We start from the raw sequence: 24,060 nt of genomic DNA on the forward strand, positions 1-24,060 counted from the left end.
CTTTATCGAAGGTCCCGGCAGCCGGGGGTGAAGCGGCTCCAGCCTGCGTTATGACCGATGTTTTTTGCTGAATCGAGGTGGAAAGTGCGCAACTTCTTGCGCAGTACTGCGCAAGAAGTTGCGCACTCGGCTGTAAGCCACGCCAGTCAAGGCCTACAGCGCGATGATCAGTCTTTTTCGCCGAGCGAGTGCGCAAGAAGTTGCGCAGTAAGGCCAAGTGCCAGCGTCGAGCGCTTGAAACGATTCGCCCTGCGCGACGGTCAATCACTCACGACCGCGCCAACGGCGTCCGCACCTTCCCCACAGCGAGTGAGAACGATATGAAAATCCTGATGGTTTTAACGTCCCACGATCAATTGGGTGATACCGGCAAGAAAACCGGTTTCTGGCTGGAAGAATTCGCCGCGCCGTATTACGTGTTCAAGGATGCCGGCGCGCAACTGACGCTGGCCTCGCCCAAGGGTGGCCAGCCACCGCTGGACCCGAAGAGTGACGAACCGGACGCACAGACCGCCGCGACCGAGCGCTTTCGCAAGGACTCCGCCGCCCAGTCGGCGCTGTCCTCCACGGTCAAGCTGGACACGGTGAAGGCTGCTGATTTCGATGCCGTGTTCTATCCCGGTGGCCACGGCCCGCTGTGGGATCTGGCTGAAGACCGCCATTCGATTGCGTTGATCGAAGCGTTTTACAACAGTGGCAAACCAGTTGCAGCGGTGTGTCATGCGCCTGGTGTGCTGCGCCATGTCAAAGGTGCGGACGGTCAGCCACTGGTCAAGGGCAAGCAGGTGACCGGTTTCACCAACAGCGAAGAGGAGGCGGTAGGGCTGACCAACGTGGTGCCGTTTCTGGTGGAGGATGAGCTCAAGGCCAAGGGCGGGATTTTCTCCAAGGGCGCCGATTGGTCGAGCTATACCCGTGAGGATGGATTGTTGCTGACGGGGCAGAATCCGGCGTCGTCCGAGGAGACGGCGGTCGCGTTGTTGTCGCGGTTGCGCTAGAAGCAACATTTGATTCTGTGGCGAGGGAGCTTGCTCCCGCTGGAGTGCGCAGCGCTGCCAAAACGAGGGCCGCTTCGCAGCCCAGCGGGAGCAAGCTCCCTCGCCACAGTCAGATCAGCTTCAACCCTAGTACTTGCGCACATTCTTCAATCGAGCGCCGCTGCGTCTCAGCGTACAACCCCAGCTCATCAATGGTCGCGCGGCCCAAGGCCTGTTCGAATGCCTGACGGTTTGAGTGTTCGCCATAGTGTGTCTGCGCGGCATCCCCAAGGTTCGACTGAAAAATCCCCGCCGCACTCACCGGCAGGAAATCTTCGTACACCAACGGTTCAGCTTTCACATGGCCATCGCGGAGCAAATCCTCCAGCGATGCCGACTTAAGGCTACCCGCTGCCAGGCCTTTTTCCGTAGGGAAGTAGCGAAAGTACGCCAGTCCCTGTTCACGCATGCCGTCGACGCTGTCAGGAAATTCGCCAAAGTGCTGAGTCATCAGCGCGTTGTAGCGTGCGGCGTTGCCTTCGTTGGGGAAGTCACCGAGTTCATCGCGGGCGGCATTCAGCAAACGGTCATACAGCGCTCGCCCCTTGGGAGTCAGCGCCGCACCGCGTTGTTCGATCTCGCCGAAACGCGCGCTGTGGCTGCCGTGGGTGTCACTCTGGTCGGTGAAGGCAATCGGCTCGTCCAGCGCCTTGAAACTGGTTTGGCGCAGGAGGATCGGGCAGTGCCGGCGCGGCGGGCCTTCGATCACCGCTTTCGGGGTGATGCCATGTAGCGGCATCTGCGCCTGCACGATGTCGATGTCCAGGGTGCGCGGGGTCAGGTGATTGATGTGCGGACCTTTGAACGCCACCACATCGGCGATCAAACGGTGCTGGGCGCTAAGGGTCTGGTACTGCGCGGCGGTGACGGTTGCGCTGTGATGCCAGCGAAAGGTCTCCAGTGCCTGTAGGACGAATTGCGCCGCGTCATCCTCATTCAGCCCGCCAGCTGACTCAGCCTGGTCGATCAGACGCAATGCCGTAGGGGTAAAGATCGAACGCTGGTTCAGCACCGATTCGGCAAACGCACGCAGCTCGGGATCCTCGATCAGTTCCAGGCGCAGCAACGAGGTGAACACCCGAAACGGACTGATCTGCAATGCAGCCTCATGCACCGCGCGAAACGCCGTGGAGTGCACCGGCACACCCGCCGGAGTCAGGTCGTAATAACCCACCGGTTGCATGCCCATCACCGCGAACAGCCGGGCGAGGGTCGCCAGCTCTGTAGCCGTGCCGACGCGGATGGCGCCGTGGCGTTCCATGTCTAGCCGTTCGATTTCACCGGTGCTGTCGAGCTGCCGTGCGATGTCCGGCTGAGCGGCGAGTACTTCGCGGTTGGTCTGTGCCACCAGTTCCATCAGCGCGCCGTACAACGGCACTTCTTCGCGGTACATGTCGGACATCGCTTTGGAGAAGCGTTGGCGGATCAGGTCGGGGCTGACGAAAGGCTGCACGGTCATGAAAAAAATTCCTGCCACGGTCACGTAATGGATGGAGGAAAAGATCGCAGCCTTCGCGGACGGCGGCAAACGAAGAATCCTACGAACTTCATTCTGCCAACGACTGATCCACCAATTCGATCCAGTGCAAAACCTGCGTGCGCCCGGCGCCGGCCAGATGATTCTGGCAACCGATGTTGGAGGTGACGATCAGGTCCGGGCGATCGCTCTCCAAGGCGTTGAGGCGGTTGTCGCGCAGTTGCCGGGCAAGGGCCGGTTGCGTCAGCGAATAGGTGCCGGCCGAACCACAGCACAAATGCCCGTCCGGCACCGCCGTGAGGTTGAAACCCAGCCGGGTCAACAGTGCCTCCACCGCGCCGCCGAGTTTCAGCGCATGTTGCAGAGTGCAGGGGCAATGCACGGCGATCCGGCGTTGGCTGGCGGCGCACACTTTCTCCAGAGGTTCCTGCGCGAGCATCTGCACCAGATCCAGTGTCCGTTCGCTGATCTGCCGCGCCTTGTCGGCGTAGCGCGGATCCTGCGCCAGCAAATGCCCGTAATCCTTGATGAATGCGCCGCAACCGCTGGCCGTCTGCACGATGGCTTCGGCGCCGTTTTCCAGGTGCGGCCACCAGGCATCGATGTTCTGCCGCGCGCGATCGAGGCCTTTGGCCTGGGCGTCGAGGTGATAGTCCAGTGCGCCACAGCAACCGGCCTCGGCCACCGGGGTGACGCTGATCCCCAGCCGATCGAGCACCCGCGCCGTCGCGTCGTTGGTGTTTGGCGACAGGCCCGGTTGCACGCAACCTTCGAGCAGCAACACCCGCCGCGCATGGCGCGGAGCAGGGCGTGGGCCGGATGCTGACGAGCGCTGCGGCAATTTGCTTTCGAACAGGTGCGGCAGCAAAGGCCGGAACGTCGTGCCGACCCGCAGCAGGCCCTTGAACACGCCGGGATTTGGCGCCAGTGCGCGCAAGCCCTCGCGCAACAGACGTTGGGCGGCAGGGCGCGGCACGGCCTTGTCGACCACTGCCCGGCCGATGTCGAGCAGGTTGTGATAATCGACGCCGGAAGGGCAGGTGGTTTCGCAATTGCGGCAGGACAGGCAGCGATCCAGATGCAGTTGAGTCTGCGCGGTGGCCGCGGCGCCTTCGAGCACTTGTTTGATCAGATAGATGCGCCCGCGCGGCCCGTCGAGTTCATCGCCGAGCAACTGGTAGGTCGGACAGGTGGCGTTGCAAAACCCGCAATGCACGCAGGTGCGGAGGATCTTTTCTGCCTCGGCGGCGCGCGGCAGGCGTCGGGACTGTTCGCTGAGGGTGGTTTGCATGGCTAGAACTCCGCGTACATCCGGCCGGGGTTGAACAGCCCTTGCGGGTCGAGTTGCGCCTTGAGTTGCCGGTGATAACGCATCAGCGTGCGCGGCAGCGGCTGGAACGGTGTGTCGCTGGCGCCATGAGTGAAGCAGGTGGCGTGCCCGCCGAGTTCCTGGGCGAGGATCTGGATGTGCTCGTGATCGGATTTCAGCCAGCGTTGCGCACCGGCCCAGTCGATCAACTGCTGGCCGGGCAAGTCCTGCGGCCCGAGATTGTTTGGCAGCGACAGGCGCCACAGCGGCAGGCCTTCGTCGAAAAAGCCCAGGCGTTGTTCGTTCAAGTCGCGCCAGAAAGCCGAGTCCAGCGGTTCGCCGCCGAGGCGTTGATGCGCAGCGGTTACCGAGCCTTCGCCACCCTCAAGGCGCAGATACAGGCTTTGCCCGTCATGGCAGGCGCCGCTGATCGGCAACGGTTGCTGGCCCCATTCGGCAAGCCGCGCCAGCGCCCGGGCGCAATCGAGGTCGAGGCGGATGCTCAGGCATTGACGCGGTTTCGGCAGGACTTTCAGCGACACTTCGGTGAGCACGCCAAGGCAGCCGAAACTGCCGGTCAACAGGCGCGAGAGGTCGTAGCCGGCGACGTTTTTCATCACTTCGCCACCGAAGCGCAGGTGTTGGCCGAGCCCGGTGATGACTCGGGTGCCGAGAACAAAATCGCGCACCGAACCTGACCATGGCCGCCGTGGCCCGGACAAACCGCTGGCGATCATCCCGCCCACCGTGGCGCTGTCGCCGAAGGCTGGCGGCTCGCACGGCAGCATCTGCCCGGCCGCGTCGAGCGCCGCCAGCAACTCGCGCAACGGCGTACCGGCGCGCACGCTGACCACCAGCTCCGTCGGTTCATAACGCACGATGCCGCGATGCGCGCGGACGTCGAGCACTTCACCGGCCACTTCGCGGCCGAGAAACGCCTTGCTGTTGCCGCCCTGAATCTTCAACGGCGTGGCGTTGGCCCGGGCCTCGTTGACCTGATCGAGCAGCGCGCCGCTGGCGTCGAAATCAGCCATCAGAAGCGCTCCAGTTCGGGGAATGGCAGTTGCCCGGCATGAATGTGCATGGCGCCGAATTCCGCGCAGCGATGCAGGGTCGGGATGTTCTTGCCGGGATTGAGCAGGCCTTGCGGGTCGAACGCGGCTTTTACCGCGTGGAACAGCGTCAGTTCAGCGCTGTTGAACTGCGCGCACATCTGATTGATTTTCTCGCGGCCGACCCCGTGTTCGCCGGTGATGCTGCCGCCGACCTGCACGCACAGTTCGAGAATCTTCCCGCCCAGCGCTTCAGCGCGATGCAGTTCGCCCGGTTGGTTGGCGTCGAACAGGATCAATGGGTGCATGTTGCCGTCGCCGGCATGGAACACGTTGGCCACGCGCAAGCCGTATTCGGCGCCAAGGCGGGCGATGCCTTGCAGCACGCCGGGCAACTCGCGGCGCGGGATGGTGCCGTCCATGCAGTAGTAGTCCGGCGACAAGCGACCGATCGCCGGAAAGGCGTTTTTGCGCCCGGCCCAGAAGCGCACGCGCTCGGCTTCATCGCGGGCCTGACGCACTTCGCTGGCACCGGCCCGGGTCATGACCTCGCGGACCCGCAGGCAATCGTCGTGGACATCGGCTTCGACGCCATCGAGTTCGCACAACAGGATTGCCTCGGCATCGACCGGGTAACCGGCGTGGATGAAGTCTTCGGCGGCGCGGATGGCGAGGTTGTCCATCATCTCCAGACCACCGGGAATGATCCCCGCGGCGATGATGTCAGCCACGGCGCGGCCAGCCTTTTCCACTGAGTCGAAACTGGCCAGCAGCACTTTGGCGACCTGCGGTCTGGGCAGCAGTTTGACCGTCACTTCGGTGATGATCCCCAGCAAGCCCTCGGATCCGGTGAACAGCGCCAGCAAATCGAAACCCGGCGTATCGAGGGCGTCGCTGCCCAGCGTCAGGCGTTCGCCTTCGATGGTCAGCACTTCGATTTTCAGCAGGTTGTGTACGGTCAGGCCGTATTTGAGGCAGTGCACGCCACCGGCGTTTTCCGCGACGTTGCCGCCGATCGAGCAGGCAATCTGCGAAGACGGGTCCGGCGCGTAATACAGGCCGAACGGCGCGGCTGCCTGGGAGATCGCCAGATTGCGCACCCCGGGCTGCACCCGCGCGGTGCGGGCCGCCGGGTCGATGTGCAGGATGTTGTTGAACCGCGCCATCACCAGCAGCAGGCCTTTTTCCAGCGGCAGCGCGCCGCCCGACAACCCGGTGCCGGCGCCACGGGCAACCACCGGCACGTTGTGTTGATGACAGAGCTTGAGCAGGGCTTGCACCTGATCGAGTCGCCGGGGCAGGGCCACCAGCATTGGCGTGGTGCGGTAGGCCGAGAGGCCGTCGCACTCGTACGGCTTGAGTTCGTCTTCGCGCCAGAGAAGGTCGAGGTCCGGGATGGCGTGCTGCAGGGTTTTCAGCAGTTCAGCCTTGTTCACCTCCGGTAGCGGGCCATCGAGGCGTTCGTCGTAGAGAATGTTCATTCCGACCTTCCGAATCTTTGTCGCCGGGACGTTTTTTTGTGGCGAGGGAGCTTGCTCCCGCTGGGCTGCGCAGCAGACCTGAGATTGGTGCCGTGTCGAGGCAGGCAAGTTGCTTTCGCTGGATCAGGGCCGCTTCGCGCCCCAGCGGGAGCAAGCTCCCTCGCCACAAGGACTGTGGTGGCTGTCATCGCTGATTGCCCAGAAACTCCCGATACAACCGCGCAGTATTCCCCGGCTGTTCGACCATCGGCATGTGCCCGACGCCGTCCCACACTTCGACCCGCAGATTGGCGATACCCTTGCTCCACACCGGCACGCTACTGACGTCGATCAAGCGATCCTTGCGGCCCCACAACAGCAGCGCAGGGCATTTGATCTCGGCCAGTTTCGTCTCCATCGGCGGGCTGGCGCGAAAGTCGCGGAAGATCTCTTCCAGTTCATCACGCTGACGTTCGTATCGCTGAGCGATGGCGTCCAGTACCAGCCCGGGCACCCACGGTGGCGAGGCCATGGTCATGGCATAAAACTGCCGGAACTCTTCCCTCGAATTGATCAGGAACGGGTTATGCCCACGAGCCAGATGGCGCTCCATGTCGCTGGCTTCCGGCGCCGTGACGCCGGCCGGGTCGATCAGCGCCACCGAGGCGATCCGCTCCGGGTAGGTCGCTGCCAGCCACGCCGCGATGTAGCCGCCCATCGAGTTGCCGATCACGTGGACCTTCTCCACGCCGCAGACGTCGAGCAGCTGGATCATGCGCTTGGCCTGCAGCGGAATGTCGTAGCCGCCACCGGCCTTGAAGCCGGTTTCACCGTGGCCGGCGAGGTCCGGGATGATCACCCGGTACTGGCGGACAAAGTGCCTGGCGAAGCGCAGCCACAGATTTTTCTCGGCGCTGTAGCCGTGCAGCATCAGGATCGCGCTGGCCGCTTCATAGGGGCCACCTTGCCAGGTCGACACCGTCATTTCGGCAATCGGCACCTCGATTTTGTGCAACTTGTACAACTTGGCCTCGAGCGCCGTGCTCAGGTCATACAGCCAATGCCCGACCGCCGGGTAACTCAACCAGCTCCAGGCCACGAAAACCGCGAGAGCGACAAACAGCACAAGCATCGACGTCTTCCTTTTACGTGTTCAGGACAGAATGTGGTCAGCCGGTTTCAGCGCCCGGGTCAACCGGTAGTAGCTGAAACTGAAGCCCGGAAATATCGCGATCACATGACCGCTCTTGCTCTGATACCAACTGTGACAGCCACCGGACTTCCATACCGTGCGTTCCATCTCACGGTGGATCATTGCAGTGTAGGTACGTTCCGCCTCGGGACGCACTTCGATGCTGTGCAGGCCTTTTGACTGCAAGGTGTGGATGCAGTCGAGGATGTAGTTCATCTGCGCTTCGATGATGAACAGCGCGGAGGTATGCCCGATGCCGGTGTTGGGCCCGGTGACGATAAACAGGTTGGGAAAGTCCGGCAGGCTGGTGCCCAGGTAGGCGCGCGGGTACTGCGCCCAGACATCCTTGAGTTGCACGCCGTGCTTGCCGGTCACCGGATAGGAGACCACGCCGTCGGTGGCGTCGTAGCCGGTGGACCAGACAATCAGGTCGACGTCGATGTGTTGACCGTCCTGGGTGAGGATGCCGGTTTCGTCGAGCGCGGCGATGCCTTGCTCGCGGCTGTGCAGTGTGACGTTGGGCCGGGTCAGCGCCGGATAATAGGTGCTGGAAAGCAGGATGCGCTTGCAACCGATGGTGAAGTCCGGGGTGAGTTTTGCGCGCAATACCGGGTCCGGCACCTGTTGCTTGAGAAAGCGCAGGGCTTGGCGCTGGACTAAATGAATCGCCGGTTTTGAGTATTTGAAGGCGATGACCCGGGTTTCGAATTGCCAGTAGAGCAGCCAGCGCAGCAGCTTGTAGGCCGGTTTCACCCCCAACAGCCAGCGCTGGAAACGGCCGAAGCGGCGATCGGCGCGCGGCAGCACCCAATGTGGCGTGCGCTGGAACACATGCAGTTGCTCGACCTCAAGGGCTATCGCCGGAATGACCTGCGCGGCACTGGCGCCGCTACCGACGATGGCCACGCGTTTACCCTTGTAGTCGTAGCTGTGATCCCAATTGTTTGTATGAAACGTCTTGCCCTGAAAGCGATCCAGGCCAGGGAAGGGTGGGATCACCGGTTGGCTCAACGGTCCGGAGGCGTTGATCACGAACTGCGCGTAGAAAATCCCTTGGCTGGTGTGCACCGCCCAGCGCTTTTCGGCGTCGTCCCATTCGATGCGTTCGACGTTGGTTTGCAGCTCCACGCGTTCGCGCAGACCGAAGCGCTCGATGACGTGTTCGGTGTAGCGATGCAATTCGGCTTGGGCTGCGAACATCTGCGTCCAGGGAAATGGTGCAAACGACAACGAGTAGAGCGGCGACGGCACATCCACCGCCGCGCCGGGGTAGGTATTCTGGCACCAGGTGCCGCCGAAGAAATCCCGACGTTCCAGCAGGCGAAAATCGTCGATCCCGGCCTTGAGCAAGTTGACCGCCGCACATTGGCCGCCAAATCCGCTGCCGATGATCAACACTCGGTAGGTCTGCATGGGCCTCCTTCTTATAGTCGTTTTTCCGTTTTCGTCCTTTCAGGTATAGCTAAAAATTTGCATTGTGGGAGCGGGCTGGCCGGCGATGGCTATTTAACGGCTGCCTGTTAGACTTCCAGCACATCCGTCTGACGGTGTTCGCAGGTTCCGTTGAGTGCTCGAGGCCCTTATGCGAAACAAGGGGGGAAAGGGACTTTCATTGGCCAGGAGGCTTTATACATCGCGAACCCTCGGGCTGGTGCTGGGGCTGTTGTGCGTGAGCGCGGCGATGTACCCGCTCGACCCGCCGCTGTGGGTCTGGGCGTTGATGCTGTTCAATGGCTTGGTCTGGCCGCATCTGGCGTTCCAATGGGCCCGTCGTTCCAGCGTTCCTTACCATGCGGAACACCGCAATCTGTTGGTTGACGCCTTTATGGGCGGTTTCTGGGTCGCCGCCATGCAGTTCAATCCGCTGCCCAGTGCCACCACCGTTTCGATGATGGCGATGAATAATGTCGCCATCGGCGGTTTGCGTTTTCTCGCGGCGGGCCTGGCGGCGCAGATCCTCGGGATCGGCGTCGGCCTGGTGGTTTTCGCCCCGGCGTTTATCCCGCAAACCTCACCCTTGCAGCTGTATGCATGCCTGCCGTTGCTGATGCTGTACCCGTTGGCGCTGGGCTGGATCTGCTTTCGCCAGGCCTCCACGTTGGGCCTGCACAAACGTGAGCTGCTGGCTTTGAGTCGCACTGACAGCCTAACCGGGCTGCTCAATCACGGCGCCTGGAAGGATCAACTGGAAGTCGAATTTCAGCGTTGCCGCCGACAGAAGCAAGGCGCGGCGATTGCGTTGATCGACATCGACCATTTCAAGGCGATCAACGACACCTATGGCCACGTGGCAGGTGACATCGTGTTGCGCCAGTTGAGCAAAATGCTCAAACAGAACCTGCGTGCGGCGGATGTCGCCGGGCGCTATGGCGGCGACGAGTTCTGCGTGATCCTGCCCGACCTGCCGCTGTTCAATGCTGCGCAGGCCATGGAAGCCTTGCGCGAGCGTTTCGCTACCTTGGGTTACGAGCAGAACCCGGCGCTCAAGGTCAGTTTGAGCATTGGTCTGGCGGCCTACGATCCGGCGCATGGCGACGCAACCCGTTGGCTCAATGAGGCCGATCAGGCGCTGTACGAGGCCAAGGCGACCGGGCGCAATCGGGTGATCTGCAACAGTGACGATCTGCCGAAGCAGGAACTGCTCGATTCGGTCTGATCTATCACCGCCGTCCCCTGTGGGAGCGGGCTTGCTCGCGAAGGCGTTCTGTCGGCGGCATTGATGTCGGCTGACACTCCGCTGTCGCGAGCAGGCGAAGGCCTACAGGTGTTCGGTGTCGGCCGCAGAGATGTCGCATCCGGTATAGAGCCTTGCGTCGATGTCAGGTACGGTTTGAGTCCCCCCGACGCGAAACAAGGATCGATTCATGACGTTCTCATTCCCCCGCTCCCTGCTGGCCGCCAGCCTCGGCCTGTCCCTCGCCTTCAGTGCTGCCGGCGCCTTCGCCGAACCGCACAAACAAGTGCTGGCCGACGCCGAACAGTATCAACCCGAAGCCCTGAAACTGCTGGAACGGCTGGTCAATATCGACTCCGGTTCCGGCTATGAGCCTGGGCTCAAGCAAGTCAGCGAGATCGCCATCGAGGAGTTGAAAAAACTCGGCGCCACCATCGAGCTGGTGCCCAATACCCCGGAAAAATCCAATCATGTGCTGGCCACTTTCAAAGGCACCGGCAAAGCGAAAATCCTCCTGATGGCGCACATGGACACGGTGTTCAAGGAAGGCTCCGCCGCCGAGCGCCCGTTCCGCATCAAGGACGGGCGTGCCTACGGGCCGGGGGTGATGGACGACAAGGGCGGCATCGTCGCCGGGATCTACGCTTTGAAGATTCTGAAGAATCTCGACTTCAAGGACTACGCGCAAATCACCTTCCTGCTCGATGCCAGCGAGGAAACCGGCTCGGACGTCGCCACCGACCTGATCAAGAAAACCGCCAAGGCGCATGACGTGACCCTCAACCTCGAACCGGGGCGGCCGGCCGATGGTCTGGTGGTGTGGCGCAAGGGCAGCGCGACGGCGCTGGTCGAGGTCAAGGGCAAAGCGGCGCATGCCGGGGTCGCACCGGAACTGGGGCGTAACGCGGCGATGGAAGCGGCGCACCAGATTCTGCAGTTGGGCAAACTCGGCGACGAGGCGAAGAAAACCACGATCAACTTCACTGTGCTCCAGGCCGGTGAACGCACCAACGTGATCCCGGATCACGCGACCGCCAAGGCTGACGTGCGCGCAGCCGTGCCGGAAGAATTCGACCGGATCGAGAAAGACCTGGCGCGGGTGTCGCAGGACAAGCTGATTCCGGAAACTGAAGTGACCACCAGCCTCAAGCGCGGGTTGCCACCGATGCCGCAGACGGCGGAGTCGGATCGCTTGATGGCCATGGCCCAGGGGATTTACGGCGAGATCGGCCGCAAGTTGACCGAGGAGGGCAGTGGTGGGGCGGCGGATGCCAGCCTGTCAGCCGGCGTGGGCACGCCGACGCTGGATGGTTTCGGGATTGTCGGCGGCAATATTCATACGCCGGAGGAATACGCCGAAGTGGCGAGCGTGACGCCACGGATTTATCTGTTGTCGCGGATGATCATGGAGCTGGCCAAGCGCTGACTCCCGCGGTTGGGCGGTGCTGCAACTGACGCTTTCGCGAGCAAGCCCGCTCCCGCAGAGGATCTTCAGTGAACACAGCATTGGTGTTCGACACAGATCCACTGTAGGAGTGAGCCTGCTCGCGATGGCGTCAGGCCGGCCGACGCACTACTTCTTGACCCTCATAGTGCGCCGGGCCAGCAAGAATCAAGCGGATTGCGGCATGTTCCAGAACTGCTTGATTTCGTGAATGTTGCCCACGTTGTACCGTGGAATGATGCCTGCACATGGCGATGCCGCAGCGGTTGCAACCGGTGTGTTGATGACGTTTGCGCCAGCGTGCAGCAGTGGGGTGTGGTTCCAGTTATCGAGTTGCTTGTTCATGCAGATTTCCTTTCTGATTGAGTGAGCAGTGAAGTCTGCTCACGTTGTAGCCGGGACAGCAGGCTGTCATAGAGCGCTGTCTCCTGGCGGGCGATGCCGGGATAAGTCGGCACCAGATTGTCGTCGAAGCACCAGGCTTCTTCGGTTTTGGCTGCCTGCGGAGGATGAATAAGCAAACTCAGCGAGGCGGACATCGTTTCAGGGGGTAGCTGTTTGTGTACTTCCTTTAGTGGAAGCATGTGCAGCACCTCACCCGGAATAAGTTTAAGGATTCGTTCTTCGCCGAACTCGGGCCTTCTGCCAGCCTGCAGCGGCGCCTGATTCAGAATCTCTCGCGAAACGGTGGTGTAGCCGTCACCGCTGTAACCCACGCAATAGAGTTCGAAGTCATGGCTGTGGTTGAGGTCGTAGATAAAGGTTTCCCTTTCATCCCGTGACGTGACCGGCGACCAGAAACCCAGGCGAACGGTAAACAGATCGTTGGAGTGCAGGACAAATGCATAGGCCCCGTAAAGCCTGTTTTTGGTACTGAAACCGTCCTGTTGAATCGTGGTGTAGAGGTGTTCGCTCAACAACGTGCGGTTAGTTGCCAGTTGACGCAGATCTTCCACGATCTTCGAACTGTCCGTCTGCAGGTCGTAAGTCGCCATACGCTCGATAAATGTCTGCAGTTTCATGCCGCCTCACACTGGTCGAGTAAATGGTTCAGGCGACTGTCTTGCAGGTTTCTCAACAGCGGGGCGCAATTCAGCGCGGTCTGTCGATCCGTTCTGCTGATCATCTGAAAGGCCTTCCAGGCGACAGCGGGGTGATAGTGATAAATCAACTCCTGGGCCACTTTGCAGGCTCCGGGGTCCTGTGCCGCTTCAAGCAATTCAAGACTCACCAGAAAGCGCGCGGCGCTGTCGTCATGAGGGAACCAGCCGATTTTGCGCAATGAGCGAGGGTCGAACACACTGATGTCTGCGGTTCTATCGGGCAGATTGATGCTGCCGATAAACGCCGGGTGCCCGTTTCCTTCGGGATTGCTGTCGTACAGCGTTTTGCTGCCGTCGATGAACAACGGATTTTCCGCATCCACGATCACCTGCTCTGCGCGAGTGAGATATTCACCGTCCAGCCGATAAAGCTGAATGGAATACGATTGCCCGTTGATGGCGAACAAAACGCTGTTTCCGGGTACGGAATAGAATTGCTCAGGCGCGGGTGCGTTATCAGGTGCCTTGAGGCTGATGTTTCCATCTTTGTTGCAATATAACGTCAACGTTCCAGTGTGGATGTTCGTCGCTTTCATGATCGCGGCGTGACGGGATAAATTCTCGGTATCTGTTGCAGGTTCGGATAACTGGTCGGCCAGACGCTTTACTTCATTCCCCATGTTTATTGTCTTGATGCAGGTAATAAGCTGGTCAGGCGTCAAGTCTGGGTTGAGCAGGTTTTTTATCATGGGAAGTCGCTTTGTTTTTGTGCTGTCAAATGTACGTTTGCGAATATTTGATCAGGCGCAATAATCAGGGTTTGTTATTTTGTTTTGGTCAGCAGATGTCAGCGCTGAAGTTGCCTGAACGCTGACATCTGCGGTACAGCCCCGGGGGTTAAGCCTGAGCGGGCAGCGTACGGAGTTTCTTGATCTCGTGAAGGTTGCCGACGTTAAATCGCAGGCCGTCCCAGCCCGGGCAGTTGGCCGCGTGGGCGGACTTGGTTGGCATGTTGATGACTTTGGTTTCTGCGCGCAGCAGAGGAGTTGTTTGCCAATTGGCAGTAACGGTTTTCATGACGAATCCTTGTCGTGAGTTGAGCGGAATATTGCTCGGTATATAAATTTAAGTTTGATGTTCGGGTGTTAAAGTTTTTGCTGTTTAACGGTTTGCGATTATAAGGAGGCGATAGTTAATATCAACTCACTAGTTGTTGTTAAATGTTGGTGTTTGTTTGTGGGTGTGTATCGCTGGGTAGAAGTTGACGGCGTTTAATTCGCCTGTCCTCGCAACTGGCCGGTGACATTGCGTCTACCGGCCATCTTTAGAGTTGCCCGAGGCTCTTCGGATCAGAGGGCAATCATTCCTTCACGCTCATGTATTCCTTCGCCCAGAGAATGTAATCCTCAGGCTGGGTGTAGGTGTGCGTGAGTTCCGTGGCGCTCAGGTCGGAGGCCTGAGTGAAGATCTGCCGCTGTTCGCGCAGGCTGTCGTACGTTGCCTTGATCGCCGCGAAATAGGCGCCATGGCCGTCGATGGTCACGCGTACGCCGAGTTCAGCCAGACGCTTGTCGTCGCGCAGCGCCGGGTTGCCGTAAGTGACGAGCATCAGCGGGACGCTCAGGTGCTCGGCAATTTGCTCAAGCTGATCGAAGTCCTGCACGCCGACCATGCAGATGCCATCGGCACCGGCAGCCTGGTATTGCTTGGTACGGCTGATGATTTCCTGATTTGGCAGGATCCCGGCGTTGGTGCGGGCGATGATCGCCATTTCCGAATCGACCCGGGCTTCCAGCGCCGCGCGGATCTTGCCGACGCCTTCGGCGACCGAGATCAGGTCGGTGGATTTGCGGCCGAATTGCGCCGGCAGCAGGGTGTCTTCGATGGTCAGGGCGGCGACGCCGGCGCGTTCCAGTTCGACGATGGTGCGCATCACGTTAAGGGCGTTGCCGTAGCCGTGGTCGGCGTCGGCGATCACCGGCAGTTGGGCGACGCGGCCGATGCGGGTGGCCTGTTCGGCGAACTCGCTGAGGGTGATCAGGGCAAAGTCGGGGGCGCCCAGCACCTGCAACGAGGCCACGGAGCCGCCGAGGATCCCCACCTCAAAACCCAGGTCTGCGGCAATGCGCGCGGACATCGGATCGAACACCGAGGCGGTGTGGTAGCAGGTGTCCGAAGCCAGCAATTGACGGAAGTTACGGCGCAAATCTTGATGGGAAAGCCTGGTCATACGAGTTCCACCAATACAAAGGAATGGAACGGCTTGAGCAAAGGTGTCAACGCCGAAGAATGAAAAGGCTATCACGCGAATGGGTCAAGGTTCATGACGAATTTGCGAGTGAGGCGTTGATGATGGTTCCAGCGGCTGAAAGGTTTCATCTGCAATCAGCGGATTTCCAGTGGCAGGGCCCGAGTTCAGGCCGCTACCGCCTGTTGCTGTTGCCTGGGCAGCAGCACTGCGCGCACCGAATTGCCCGGTTGCAACTGGAGGCGCTTGGCGGTGATGCGGTCGACCACCAGGGTATTGCCTACCAGACGACCGGCGGCCACGGTGATGCGGCAGTTCTCCAGGCGACGGTTGTGGATCAGCCATAAGGGGGCCTGTTCGTCCGGCGTGCCAAGGCTCAGAGTCAGCGCCAGGCTGTCGCGCACGGTACGAATGCCGCCGATTGGCGCTTCGATCACCGGGCCGCCGTCGAAGATGTCGATGTAGCCCTTATGCGTGAAGCCTTCTGCGCGCAGGATCTTCAGCGCCGGTTCGGTGTTGGGGTGCGGTTGGCCGATGACCGCTTGCGCCTGCTCGGTGAGCATGCAGGTGTACAACGGCTGGCGCGGCATCAGTTCGGCGATGAACGACTTGTTGCCCAGGCCCGACAAGTGGTCGGCGTGGCTGAAATCCATCTTGAAAAAGTGCCGGCCGAGGCTGTCCCAGAACGGCGAGCAACCGAGCTCATCGGCACTGCCGCGCAGTTCGGCGATCATCTTCTCGCCAAACAGCTGCGGGAATTCGGCGACGAACAGCAGGCGCCCCAACGACAGCAATCGACCGTTGCTGCCTTGGCGGTGTTCAGGGTGCAGGAACAGCGAACACAGTTCCGACTGGCCCGTCAGCTCATTGTTGAGAAACAGTGTAGGGATCTGCCGCGAAATGCCCAGATCCGGTGCCGAACTCACGGTCAGGCCGACCCGGTAGTTGTACCACGGCTCGCGCAGGCCGACCGCGCCGGTCAGGGCGCTGACGCCGACCACACGCAGGTCGTCGTCTTCGAGCACGAACAGATAATCGGCATCGGCGCGTTCTACCTGTTCGGCGAACGCGCGCTGGGCCCAGCGCACCCGGTGGGCGAGGCGATCCTCATTGGCCGGCAGGGTGGTGAACCCCGGGCCGGCCTGTTGCACCAGGGTCATCAGCGCTGGCAGGTCGCTGACTTTGACCGGACGGACGATCATGCGGTAACTCCTTGTACGCGCCTGTTCGGGCACTGTCGTTGGGTGAGCAGCCGGGGGCGGTTCACAGGGCTATCAGCCTGATCGTGCTGCCATCGGTGACCTTCAGTGCGGCACACAGATCCGGCGTCAGCGACAGCGGTTGCTCAGGCTGGTAATCCAGTTCGGCGACGATGGCCCGGAAGCCGTGCAGTGCGTCGTTGCTCACCAGATAACGGCCACGCGTGTCGATCGGCGCTTGCTGGCGCACAGTGGCGGACTGGCTGTGGGCGATCGAACGGATGTTCGCGGTGCGCGCATACAGGGTTGGACCCGCATCGAACAGATCGATGTAGCTGTTGGTTTCAAAGCCTTCACGTTCGAGGATGTCGAACGCTTCCTGGCCATCCGGGTGAATCCGGCCGATGCATTCCTGCGCCGCCAGGGGCAGCATCGGCACATAAATCGGGTACTGCGGCATCAGTTCGGCGAGAAACGTGCGACTTTGCAGACCGCACAGGCGCTCGGCCTCGACGTAGGGCAGGTCGAAGAAGTGCTTGCCCAGTGCATCCCAGAACGGCGAATGACCGTTCTCGTCGCTGTAGCCGACGATTTCGGTGATCACCGCATCGGCGAAACGTTGTGCGTGAGCGGCGATGAACAGCAGCCGCGCCCGCGACAGCAATTCGGAAAAGGCGCTGCGCACCAGCGCGTTGTCGATGTGAAAACCGCGCAGCAGGGTGTGGTCGTTGAGGTCGTGACACAGCGACAGCGCCGGCACCCCGTGCTCGATGTTCAGCTCCCGCGAGGCACTGGTGAAGTGGCGGTTGCGCAGGCTGTAGAACGGTTCGTTGAAACCGGCAGTGGCAAGGATCTCCGAGCAGCCGACCAGCCGCTGAGTGTCGAGGTCTTCCAGTACGAAGAAGTAGTTCTCCGGGCCTTGCGCCTGAATGTCACTGTCGAACGAGGCGCAGGAACCGGCGATTTTTTCGCGCAGGCGTTCGCTGTCGTCCGGCAGCGACGTAACGCCGACCAGACTGTCGCGGGCCAGTTGCTGCAATTGCGGCAGGTCGGTTGGCTCGACTGGGCGTAAGACCAGCATGGATGCACTCCTGTATCAAAGGGTCCGGTGATCCCCACCGAACCTGACTATCACTGTCGGTTGCCACGCTTTAAAGCGGCGGTCGCCTGATTTGTTGTCAGACGCCGCTCTTTTTCTTGTCAGCCATTGCTCGGGTCAGGCAGCGCGGTACTGGCGCCGAGTTTGTTCAGGAAGAACAGGTACACCAGACCCAGAGCGATCCAGATCAGGCCGAGTTTCTGCGCATCGACGCCCATGTTGTACATGATGGCGGCGACGATGATGAAGCCGATCACCGGGCAGATCAGGTGGCGCACGACCTGACCGGACTTCTGCCGACGCCAGTAGTAGTTGATCACTGTCAGGTGCAGCAGCATGAAACCGCTGAGGGCTCCGAAGTTGACCAGCGAGGTCAGGGTGTCCACCGAGTTGATGAACAGGTAGCAGATCACCAGCGACAGCACCGCCACCAGATAAATGCTCAGGTACGGGGTGTTGTGCTTCGGGTGCACCTTGGCCAGCACTTTCGGCAACTTGCCATCGCGGGCCATGCCAAACAGCAGGCGCGACACCGCGGCTTGCGAGGTAATCGCCACCGCAACGCCCCAGGCCAGCGCCGTGGCGACACCGGTCAGGGTTGCCAGCCAGCTGCCGGCCGCGATTTCGGCGATTTCATAGAACGCGGTGTCGGCGGATTTGAAGCCCATGCCGGCGGCCAGATCGGTGGCGATCCAGGTTTGCGCGACGAAAATCACGCCCATCACCACCAGGGTGATCAGCGCTGCACGGCCGACGCTTTTGCCCGGGTCACCCTTGATTTCTTCAGCCAGGGTCGAGATTGCATCGAAGCCGAGGAACGACAGTACGGCAATCGACACGGCCTGCATCAGCAGGGCGAAGTTGAACGTTTCCGGGTGATACAGCGGCGCCAGGGTCAGCTCGCCGTTGCCGCCGCCGTTGTGCAGGGCATTCCAGGCGTAGAACAGGAAGATCCCCAGCACCACCAACTGCGCCAGCAGGAAAATGATGTTCATCCGTGCAGTGAAGGTGATGCCGCGCAGGTTGACGAACGTCGCGCTGACCAGGAATGCCAGAATGAAACCGACCTTCGGAATGTCCGGGTACAGATGGTTGAGGGCCATTGCCGCATAGACGTACAGCAGCGGCGGAATCAGCAGGTAGTCGAGCAGCATCAGCCAGCCGGCGATGAACCCGACGTGTTGATTGAGGCCGCGTTGCGCGTAGGAATATACCGAGCCGGCGATCGGAAACGCCTTGGCCATGCTGCCGTAGCTCAGCGCGGTGAACAGCATCGCGACCATGCCGATGATATAAGCCAGCGGCACCATCCCGGGTGCCTCGGCATTGACGTAGCCATACACGCCAAACGGGGCGATGGGGATCATGAAGATCATCCCGTACACCACCAGGTCGGTCAGTGTCAGGCTACGTTTCAACTCCTGTTTGTAGCCGAACTGTTCTATTTCCATGAAGCGCAACTCCTTGTCAGCCTATCGAACGTTTTTAGTTGTTATATCGGTCCATCGTTTACAGCGTCAGCAGTCTTTACAGCAGCGGTGCCAGGCGTTCGGCCCACAGCGATACCGCTTCCGGAGTGCGCAGCAGGTCGTTGCGCACCTCGATCAACACCGATTCCAGTCCTCGGGCATCGCCATGCACCGGCACGGTCATGTCACCCAGCGGATCAATCCGGTACGGCTGGTTGCCCGCGACTTTCAGCGGGTGCTGGCCGAGGCCATCGATCACCCGCTGGGCGTACGTTTTGGCCTGACCGAACAGCACGCCGACTTCCAGCGGCCGCGGCTGGCCGTAATACACCGGGGTAAAACTGTGAATCCCTACCACCCGTACCGCTTGGCCTTGTGCGACGCGTTGGTCGATCAGGGTCTGCAGCCGGGCGTGAAACGGTTTGAACAAACTCTGGCGCCGGTACTCGCGAGTGGCTTCGTCCAGGTCGCGGTTGCCGGGCACCTGATAAATCTCGCTCTGCGCCGGAATGCTGTCGGGGGCATGCCGGGGCCGATTGAGGTCGATCAGCAGCCGTGAATAGTTGGCGCTCAACAGTGTCGCGCCGAGTCTCTCCGAGAGCTTTTCAGCCAGTTGCAGTGCGCCGATGTCCCAGGCGATGTGTTCGCGCGCGGCTGTATCGTCCAGGCCCAGATTGTTCAGGGCCTCGGGGATATAGCGGCTGGCGTGCTCACACACCAGGATCAACGGATACGATGAATCTTCGCGGCTCAGGTTGTAGACCGGGCGGGTGTACAACCCCTGCTCGGCGGATTCAGTACAGGCGTGCATAGTGCTCACACAGGTCAGCGGGCGAGAGCTGTTCCGTCAGCGCCAGTTCCTCGGTTTTAAGGGCGTGGTAAGTGTCGAGCAACGGCTTGGGCAGCCATTGATTGAAGGCGGCACTGTCACGCAGGCAATCCAGCGCCTGCGCCAGCGAGGCGGGCAGGGCAACGATGCCCCGGGCCTTGCGTTGCTCGTCGTTGAGTGAATCGGGAATGTCGTCGGTGATCGCGTTCAGCGCAAGGCGCTGTTCGATGCCCAGGCGTCCGGCAATCAGCAGCGCGGCCATCGCCAGATGCGGCGAGGCGGTAGCGTCCATGGCGCGGAATTCCAGGTTGTACTGCGCCGCCACGGATTTGCCGCCCAGGCTCACGGTCGGACAAATACGCAACGCCGCTTCACGGTTCTGCTGTCCCAGACACGCATAGGACGCGCTCCAGTGATGCGGCTGCAGGCGCTCATACGAAACCGGCGTCGGCGCGGTGAACGCACACAGCGCTGGCAGGTAATGCAGGATCCCCGCGGCCCAATGCTGGCCGAGGGTCGACAGACCGTTGCTGGTGCCGGCGTCGTAAAGCAGCGGCAGACCTTGCAGGTCGAGCAGGCTGACGTGCAGGTGCACACCGTTGCACACCGCATCGGCCTTGGTTTTCGGCGCGAAACTGACGTCGACGCCCATTTGCCGGGCAATCTCGCGAGTGATCTCGCGCACGTTGACCGCACGATCCGCCGCTGCCACACCGAGCGTCGGGCGGCAGGTGATTTCGTATTGGTGCTTGCCGTATTCGGGCAGGAACATTTCCGGTTCGACGCCACCGGCGCGCAGGGCGCTGAGCAGCCAGCCGCCGAATTCGGCGCCCTGACGCTGGGCTTCAAGGGAAAAAGCCAGATGCTCGGCAAAGCCGGCATGCAGGTTGAATTCGTGTTCGAACGCGGCGTTGACCTGCAAGCCGAGGTCGTCGCGATAGCGTTCGATTTCATCGCGCAACAACGTGCGCGGACAGGCGCTCCACGGGCGGCCATCGGTCTCGCGAATGTCGCCGTGGATGAAGTCCAGCGCTGGTGCCGCGGCGTCCGGGCCGTTGCCGACGGTGACGCGGCTGCTCAGATCCGGGATCAACCGCAAATCACCATAGGCGCCCCATGGGTTGGTCGAGGCGATGATGTCCTGGGGCGTCAGTGCACTGTTGGCCGGCACCCAGCCGCAACCGGCGGCGTGATAATGCTCCAGTTGATCGGTGGGAAACGAGCGGCCACGGGTGATGCCGATCAGGTCGGTGGTGACGATGGTGGTCATCGGCAACGGTGTCAGGCGCTCGCTCATGGCTGCATCTCCTGCAAGCGGCCGAGCACGGTTTGTGTGTCGGTGATCCAGCAGTAACCCTTGATCGCGTTGAGGCAGGCGTCATGCCGCGCCGGGGTGTAGGTGGCGCAGGCGTCTTCGACCAGCGTCACCAGATAACCGCGGTCGGCGGCATCGCGCACGGCCATGTCGACGCACTGGTCAGTGACGATGCCGGCGATGATCAGGTGGCGGGTTTCGAGGTTGCGCAGGACGTAATCGATGTTGGTCGAGTTGAACACCCCGGAGGAGGTTTTCGGCAACACGATCTCGTTTTCCACTGGCGTCAGGTCGTCGATGATCCGCGCCTGGGTGCTGCCCTTGGGCAGGTGCATGTCTGACAGCTTGTGATCCAGCGAGCGGTCGCGACCGTCGGCGGTCAGGCTCTCGATAATCGTGTGCAGCACGTTCTGCCGCGCTTCGCGAAAGGCGCTGAGCAGCCGGCGCTGGTTGGGCACCACCTGCATGTGCGCGCGGGTCAGGAAATATTCGGCTTCCGGGCCGTTCAGGTGCGGGTCGTACTGCGGTTCGAGCCAGGCACGCTGCATGTCCACCAGCAGCAACGCGGTGTGGTTGGTGACAAACGGCAAGTCCCGCGGCGAGCGGTGGGGAAGGCTGAACATCCTTATTTATCCTCCAGCAGGTGGGTGTTGAAGTCGTTGCGCAGGGCGTCGATGCCTTCCAGGCGATCGGCCAGATCGGGTGTGCGCAGGGTCAGGCAGGCAATCAGCGCCTCGACCTGGGCCAGCGCCGGCACCATGGTGTCGAACGGTGAGGCCGATTCCACCGGGGCGCTGATGATCAGGTCAGCCAGTTCACGCAGTGGCGAGGCATAGATGTCGGTGAACAGCACCACCCGCGCGTTGTTGTTCTTCGCCGCCGAGGCAACGCGCAGGGCCTGGGACTGGTAGCGCCGGTAATCAAACAGCAGCACCACGTCCTGGCGTTGCAGATCGAACAGGCGGTCGGGCAGTTGTGCGTTGTCTTCCAGGGCAAAACAGCCGGGTCGCAACAGGCGCAAGTGGTTGAGCAGATAGTTGGCCATCAGGCTGCTGAAGCGCCCGCCGAAGCAGTAGATCTGGTGCCGGGTGTCGAGCAGCCAGTCGAGCAGAATGCGCACGTCTTCGGGTTGCGTCAGGGCCTGGGTTTCCACCAGCAGACGCTGGCTGTCGGCCAGATAATGGCCCCAGGCATCGTCCTTGTTCAGGTGCGAACGCGGCTGCAGCAGGGTGCGCGGCGAACGCAGACGGTGGTCCATGTCGCTGAGCAGGGCGTCCTGAAACTCGGCGTAACCACCGAATCCGAGCTTCTTCACCAGCCGCACGATGGTCGGATCGCTGACGCCGGCGTGCTCGGCCAGACGCGCCATCGGACCCAGGCCGTTGCGTGGATACTGGTCGAGCAGGGCGCGAATCACTTTGCGCTCAGACGGCGTCAGCTCCAGGCCGGGATCGGTGATCAAGTCTCTGAGAGGGGGCATCCGGGCTCCTGCTGGATGAAGGGGGGGTGTTGAATTCGTTTCATAATCCGTTAAAACAGTATTTATGTAACTCAGGTTACATGTCTAGTGAATTTTTAACGGTAGCGATTCAGCGTTTAAATAACGTCAGACCCCTGTGCCATAAGGCCTACACGGATGACGACGGCCCTTGTAGTCCATTGCCCACTGGTGTGTCAGACATTGCCGTTTTTTCTCGTTCAGTGTGTTGGACGGCAAGCTTGCAAGGCCCCCTGAACGGCCCGGTTTGCGGCACAATTGCCGCAAGACCGGCCGCTCGCCGCCGATTTACCTGATGTTCATCGAGTGCAGTGTTGTGCTATCCACCCGTTTGACTTTGATTTGCCATGCTCGAACCGTCGCACAGAAATTGGCGCGTTTTCCTACGAACGAACCTGTTGAAAATCAGCCTTTGAAGCTCGGTGCGCTGGCGACACAATTCGCTAATCCCAGCCTTTTGTTGTGCGGGCCGGAGTTGCGCACCCGGCAGACGGCCGAATGGTTCGGTGCGGCGCCGCAAGTGGACGAAGCGCTGCGTGATTGCGATTGGGGGCGCTGGCACGGGCAAGCGATCAAGGATCTGCAAGTGCACGAGGCTGACGCCTTGCAGGCGTGGATCAGTGATCCACAGGCGGCACCCCATGGTGGCGAGTCGGTAATGCAATTGGGCGAACGTGTAGCGCGGTGGCTGACCAGCCTGCAAGGAAAGCCGGGGCATATCGTCGCCATCACTCATCCGTTCGTGGTGCGCGCTGCATTGATGCAGGTCATGCAGGGCGCCGCGTTCAACGCCGTTGATGTTGAACCGCTGTCAGTGGTTGAGCTGCGCTTCAACGGGATCTGGCGGCTACGCTTGCCGGGTATCGATCTTGCGGGAGCACTTTGATGAAACGACTGCTGGTCATCGGCATCGGCGCCGGCAATCCCGACTACATCACGATGCAGGCGGTGAAGGCGCTGAATCAGGTGGACGTGTTCTTTCTGATGGATAAAGGCCAGAGCAAGGACAAACTGATCGATCTGCGTCGCGATATTTGTGCGCGTTACATCACCGATCCTGCGTATCGCTTCGTCGAATCCCACAGCCCCGAGCGCGCGCGCGGCGACGTGGACTACACCCGCGCGGTCGATGATCTGAACCGCGCCAAGCAAGCAGCCTTCGAACGACTGATCAATGAAGAATTGGCTGACGAGCAGTGCGGCGGATTCCTCGTGTGGGGCGACCCGGCGCTGTACGACAGCACCGTTCGTATCCTGCAGGCGATTCTCGCGTCGGGCCGCTGTGCTTTCGAGTTTGAAGTAATCCCCGGGATTACCAGTGTTCAGGCGCTGGCCGCGCAGCATAAGGTGCCGTTGAACAGCATTGGCCGGTCAATTGAAATCACCACTGGCCGGCGGCTGGCGGCGGGGCAAGTCAGCGACACCGACAGTCTGGTGGTGATGCTTGATGCGGAAGATTCCTACCGCCATGTGGCGGATCAGCAGACAGAAATTTATTGGGGGGCCTACCTGGGCACACCGGATGAAATCCTGATCAGTGGCAAGCTCAAGGATGTGGCGGCCGAGATCGAGCGGGTGCGCAAGGCTGCCCGGGCTGAGCATGGGTGGATCATGGATACCTATCTGTTGCGCAAGCCCTAGATTATGTCTGTCAGGGCTGGCCCCTTCGCGAGCAGGCTCGCTCCCACAGGGAGCGCATTTCAAATGTGGGAGCG

The 24,060-nt window shown here is 61.2% G+C and carries 23 protein-coding genes; 5 read left to right on the forward strand and 18 right to left on the reverse strand.

Translation table 11 applies throughout. From position 1 onward, the window contains the following. Positions 1-320: 320 nt before the first annotated feature. Positions 321-998: a type 1 glutamine amidotransferase domain-containing protein gene (locus AC27VU_RS10260; RefSeq protein WP_488723971.1), complete on the forward strand. Its 678-nt coding sequence runs from the start codon at positions 321-323 to the stop codon at positions 996-998. A gap of 109 nt (positions 999-1,107) precedes the next feature. On the opposite strand, the gene hglS is transcribed toward AC27VU_RS10260, so the two are convergent. The 6 genes from hglS to AC27VU_RS10290 all read right to left on the reverse strand — a co-directional run bounded on the left by hglS (position 1,108) and on the right by AC27VU_RS10290 (position 8,940). Then, entirely contained in the window at positions 1,108-2,496 is a 1,389-nt protein-coding gene (gene hglS / locus AC27VU_RS10265; protein WP_488723972.1) for a 2-oxoadipate dioxygenase/decarboxylase HglS, read from the reverse strand. Between the two features lie 88 nt (positions 2,497-2,584). Continuing rightward, positions 2,585-3,805 (reverse strand): glycolate oxidase subunit GlcF, encoded by a 1,221-nt coding sequence (gene glcF, locus AC27VU_RS10270; RefSeq protein WP_488723973.1) that lies wholly within the window; start codon positions 3,803-3,805, stop codon positions 2,585-2,587. 2 nt (positions 3,806-3,807) lie between these two features. Further along, positions 3,808-4,857 carry a glycolate oxidase subunit GlcE gene (gene glcE / locus AC27VU_RS10275; protein WP_488723974.1) on the reverse strand — a complete coding sequence of 350 codons (1,050 nt, stop codon included), beginning with the start codon at positions 4,855-4,857 and terminating at the stop codon, positions 3,808-3,810. Further along, positions 4,857-6,356 carry a glycolate oxidase subunit GlcD gene (gene glcD / locus AC27VU_RS10280; RefSeq protein ID WP_488723975.1) on the reverse strand — a complete coding sequence of 500 codons (1,500 nt, stop codon included), beginning with the start codon at positions 6,354-6,356 and terminating at the stop codon, positions 4,857-4,859. Before glcD ends, glcE begins: the two co-directional genes overlap by 1 nt. 184 nt (positions 6,357-6,540) lie before the next feature. Continuing rightward, entirely contained in the window at positions 6,541-7,467 is a 927-nt protein-coding gene (locus tag AC27VU_RS10285; protein ID WP_488723976.1) for an alpha/beta fold hydrolase, read from the reverse strand. 21 nt (positions 7,468-7,488) lie between these two features. Beyond that, on the reverse strand, positions 7,489-8,940 hold the full coding sequence (locus tag AC27VU_RS10290; RefSeq protein WP_103485089.1) for a flavin-containing monooxygenase: 1,452 nt from the start codon (positions 8,938-8,940) through the stop codon (positions 7,489-7,491). A 169-nt stretch (positions 8,941-9,109) separates the two neighbouring features. Here AC27VU_RS10290 and AC27VU_RS10295 point away from each other — a divergent pair, with 169 nt between their 5' ends. Continuing rightward, entirely contained in the window at positions 9,110-10,183 is a 1,074-nt protein-coding gene (locus tag AC27VU_RS10295; protein ID WP_201137205.1) for a diguanylate cyclase, read from the forward strand. Between the two features lie 208 nt (positions 10,184-10,391). Then, positions 10,392-11,627, forward strand: a complete 1,236-nt coding sequence (locus AC27VU_RS10300) for a M20/M25/M40 family metallo-hydrolase (protein WP_488723977.1) — start codon at positions 10,392-10,394, stop codon at positions 11,625-11,627. Positions 11,628-11,813: 186 nt separating this feature from the next. Here the strand turns inward: AC27VU_RS10300 and AC27VU_RS10305 are convergent, their stop codons facing one another. From AC27VU_RS10305 to AC27VU_RS10360, 12 genes are all read right to left on the reverse strand, one after another. Next, positions 11,814-11,990 carry a hypothetical protein gene (locus AC27VU_RS10305; protein ID WP_003226222.1) on the reverse strand — a complete coding sequence of 59 codons (177 nt, stop codon included), beginning with the start codon at positions 11,988-11,990 and terminating at the stop codon, positions 11,814-11,816. Continuing rightward, entirely contained in the window at positions 11,987-12,667 is a 681-nt protein-coding gene (locus AC27VU_RS10310; protein ID WP_103485092.1) for a transposase, read from the reverse strand. Before AC27VU_RS10310 ends, AC27VU_RS10305 begins: the two co-directional genes overlap by 4 nt. Continuing rightward, on the reverse strand, positions 12,664-13,437 hold the full coding sequence (locus AC27VU_RS10315; RefSeq protein ID WP_488723978.1) for a hypothetical protein: 774 nt from the start codon (positions 13,435-13,437) through the stop codon (positions 12,664-12,666). Before AC27VU_RS10315 ends, AC27VU_RS10310 begins: the two co-directional genes overlap by 4 nt. Before the next feature lie 148 nt (positions 13,438-13,585). After that, the gene (locus AC27VU_RS10320) at positions 13,586-13,765 is read right to left on the reverse strand and encodes a hypothetical protein (protein ID WP_003226216.1); all 180 of its coding nucleotides are present in this window, start codon (positions 13,763-13,765) and stop codon (positions 13,586-13,588) included. A gap of 283 nt (positions 13,766-14,048) precedes the next feature. After that, positions 14,049-14,918: an isocitrate lyase/PEP mutase family protein gene (locus tag AC27VU_RS10325; protein WP_003226214.1), complete on the reverse strand. Its 870-nt coding sequence runs from the start codon at positions 14,916-14,918 to the stop codon at positions 14,049-14,051. Between the two features lie 185 nt (positions 14,919-15,103). Continuing rightward, positions 15,104-16,138, reverse strand: a complete 1,035-nt coding sequence (gene astA / locus AC27VU_RS10330; protein WP_488723979.1) for an arginine N-succinyltransferase — start codon at positions 16,136-16,138, stop codon at positions 15,104-15,106. Positions 16,139-16,199: 61 nt separating this feature from the next. Further along, on the reverse strand, positions 16,200-17,216 hold the full coding sequence (locus tag AC27VU_RS10335; protein ID WP_488723980.1) for an arginine N-succinyltransferase: 1,017 nt from the start codon (positions 17,214-17,216) through the stop codon (positions 16,200-16,202). A gap of 119 nt (positions 17,217-17,335) precedes the next feature. Next, entirely contained in the window at positions 17,336-18,685 is a 1,350-nt protein-coding gene (locus tag AC27VU_RS10340) for an APC family permease (protein WP_103485096.1), read from the reverse strand. A gap of 76 nt (positions 18,686-18,761) precedes the next feature. Next, complete coding sequence (locus AC27VU_RS10345) at positions 18,762-19,514, reverse strand: N-formylglutamate amidohydrolase (protein ID WP_488723981.1); 753 nt, start codon at positions 19,512-19,514, stop codon at positions 18,762-18,764. Further along, positions 19,498-20,829 carry a type I glutamate--ammonia ligase gene (locus tag AC27VU_RS10350; protein WP_400497689.1) on the reverse strand — a complete coding sequence of 444 codons (1,332 nt, stop codon included), beginning with the start codon at positions 20,827-20,829 and terminating at the stop codon, positions 19,498-19,500. Before AC27VU_RS10350 ends, AC27VU_RS10345 begins: the two co-directional genes overlap by 17 nt. Continuing rightward, positions 20,826-21,470, reverse strand: a complete 645-nt coding sequence (locus AC27VU_RS10355) for a cysteine hydrolase family protein (protein WP_488723982.1) — start codon at positions 21,468-21,470, stop codon at positions 20,826-20,828. The genes AC27VU_RS10350 and AC27VU_RS10355 overlap by 4 nt, the downstream gene beginning before the upstream one ends. Before the next feature lie 2 nt (positions 21,471-21,472). Beyond that, positions 21,473-22,327 carry a MurR/RpiR family transcriptional regulator gene (locus AC27VU_RS10360; RefSeq protein WP_045122540.1) on the reverse strand — a complete coding sequence of 285 codons (855 nt, stop codon included), beginning with the start codon at positions 22,325-22,327 and terminating at the stop codon, positions 21,473-21,475. 313 nt (positions 22,328-22,640) lie between these two features. On the opposite strand from AC27VU_RS10360, the gene AC27VU_RS10365 reads away from it, so the two are divergent. Both AC27VU_RS10365 and cobF read left to right on the forward strand, forming a co-directional pair. Continuing rightward, positions 22,641-23,231, forward strand: a complete 591-nt coding sequence (locus tag AC27VU_RS10365; RefSeq protein WP_488723983.1) for a histidine phosphatase family protein — start codon at positions 22,641-22,643, stop codon at positions 23,229-23,231. Next, a complete protein-coding gene (gene cobF / locus AC27VU_RS10370) occupies positions 23,231-23,986 on the forward strand; it encodes a precorrin-6A synthase (deacetylating) (RefSeq protein WP_488723984.1) in 756 nt (251 codons plus the stop codon). Before AC27VU_RS10365 ends, cobF begins: the two co-directional genes overlap by 1 nt. The last annotated feature ends 74 nt before the right edge of the window (positions 23,987-24,060 follow it).

This window comes from Pseudomonas sp. 14P5.3.2 (assembly GCF_057799175.1).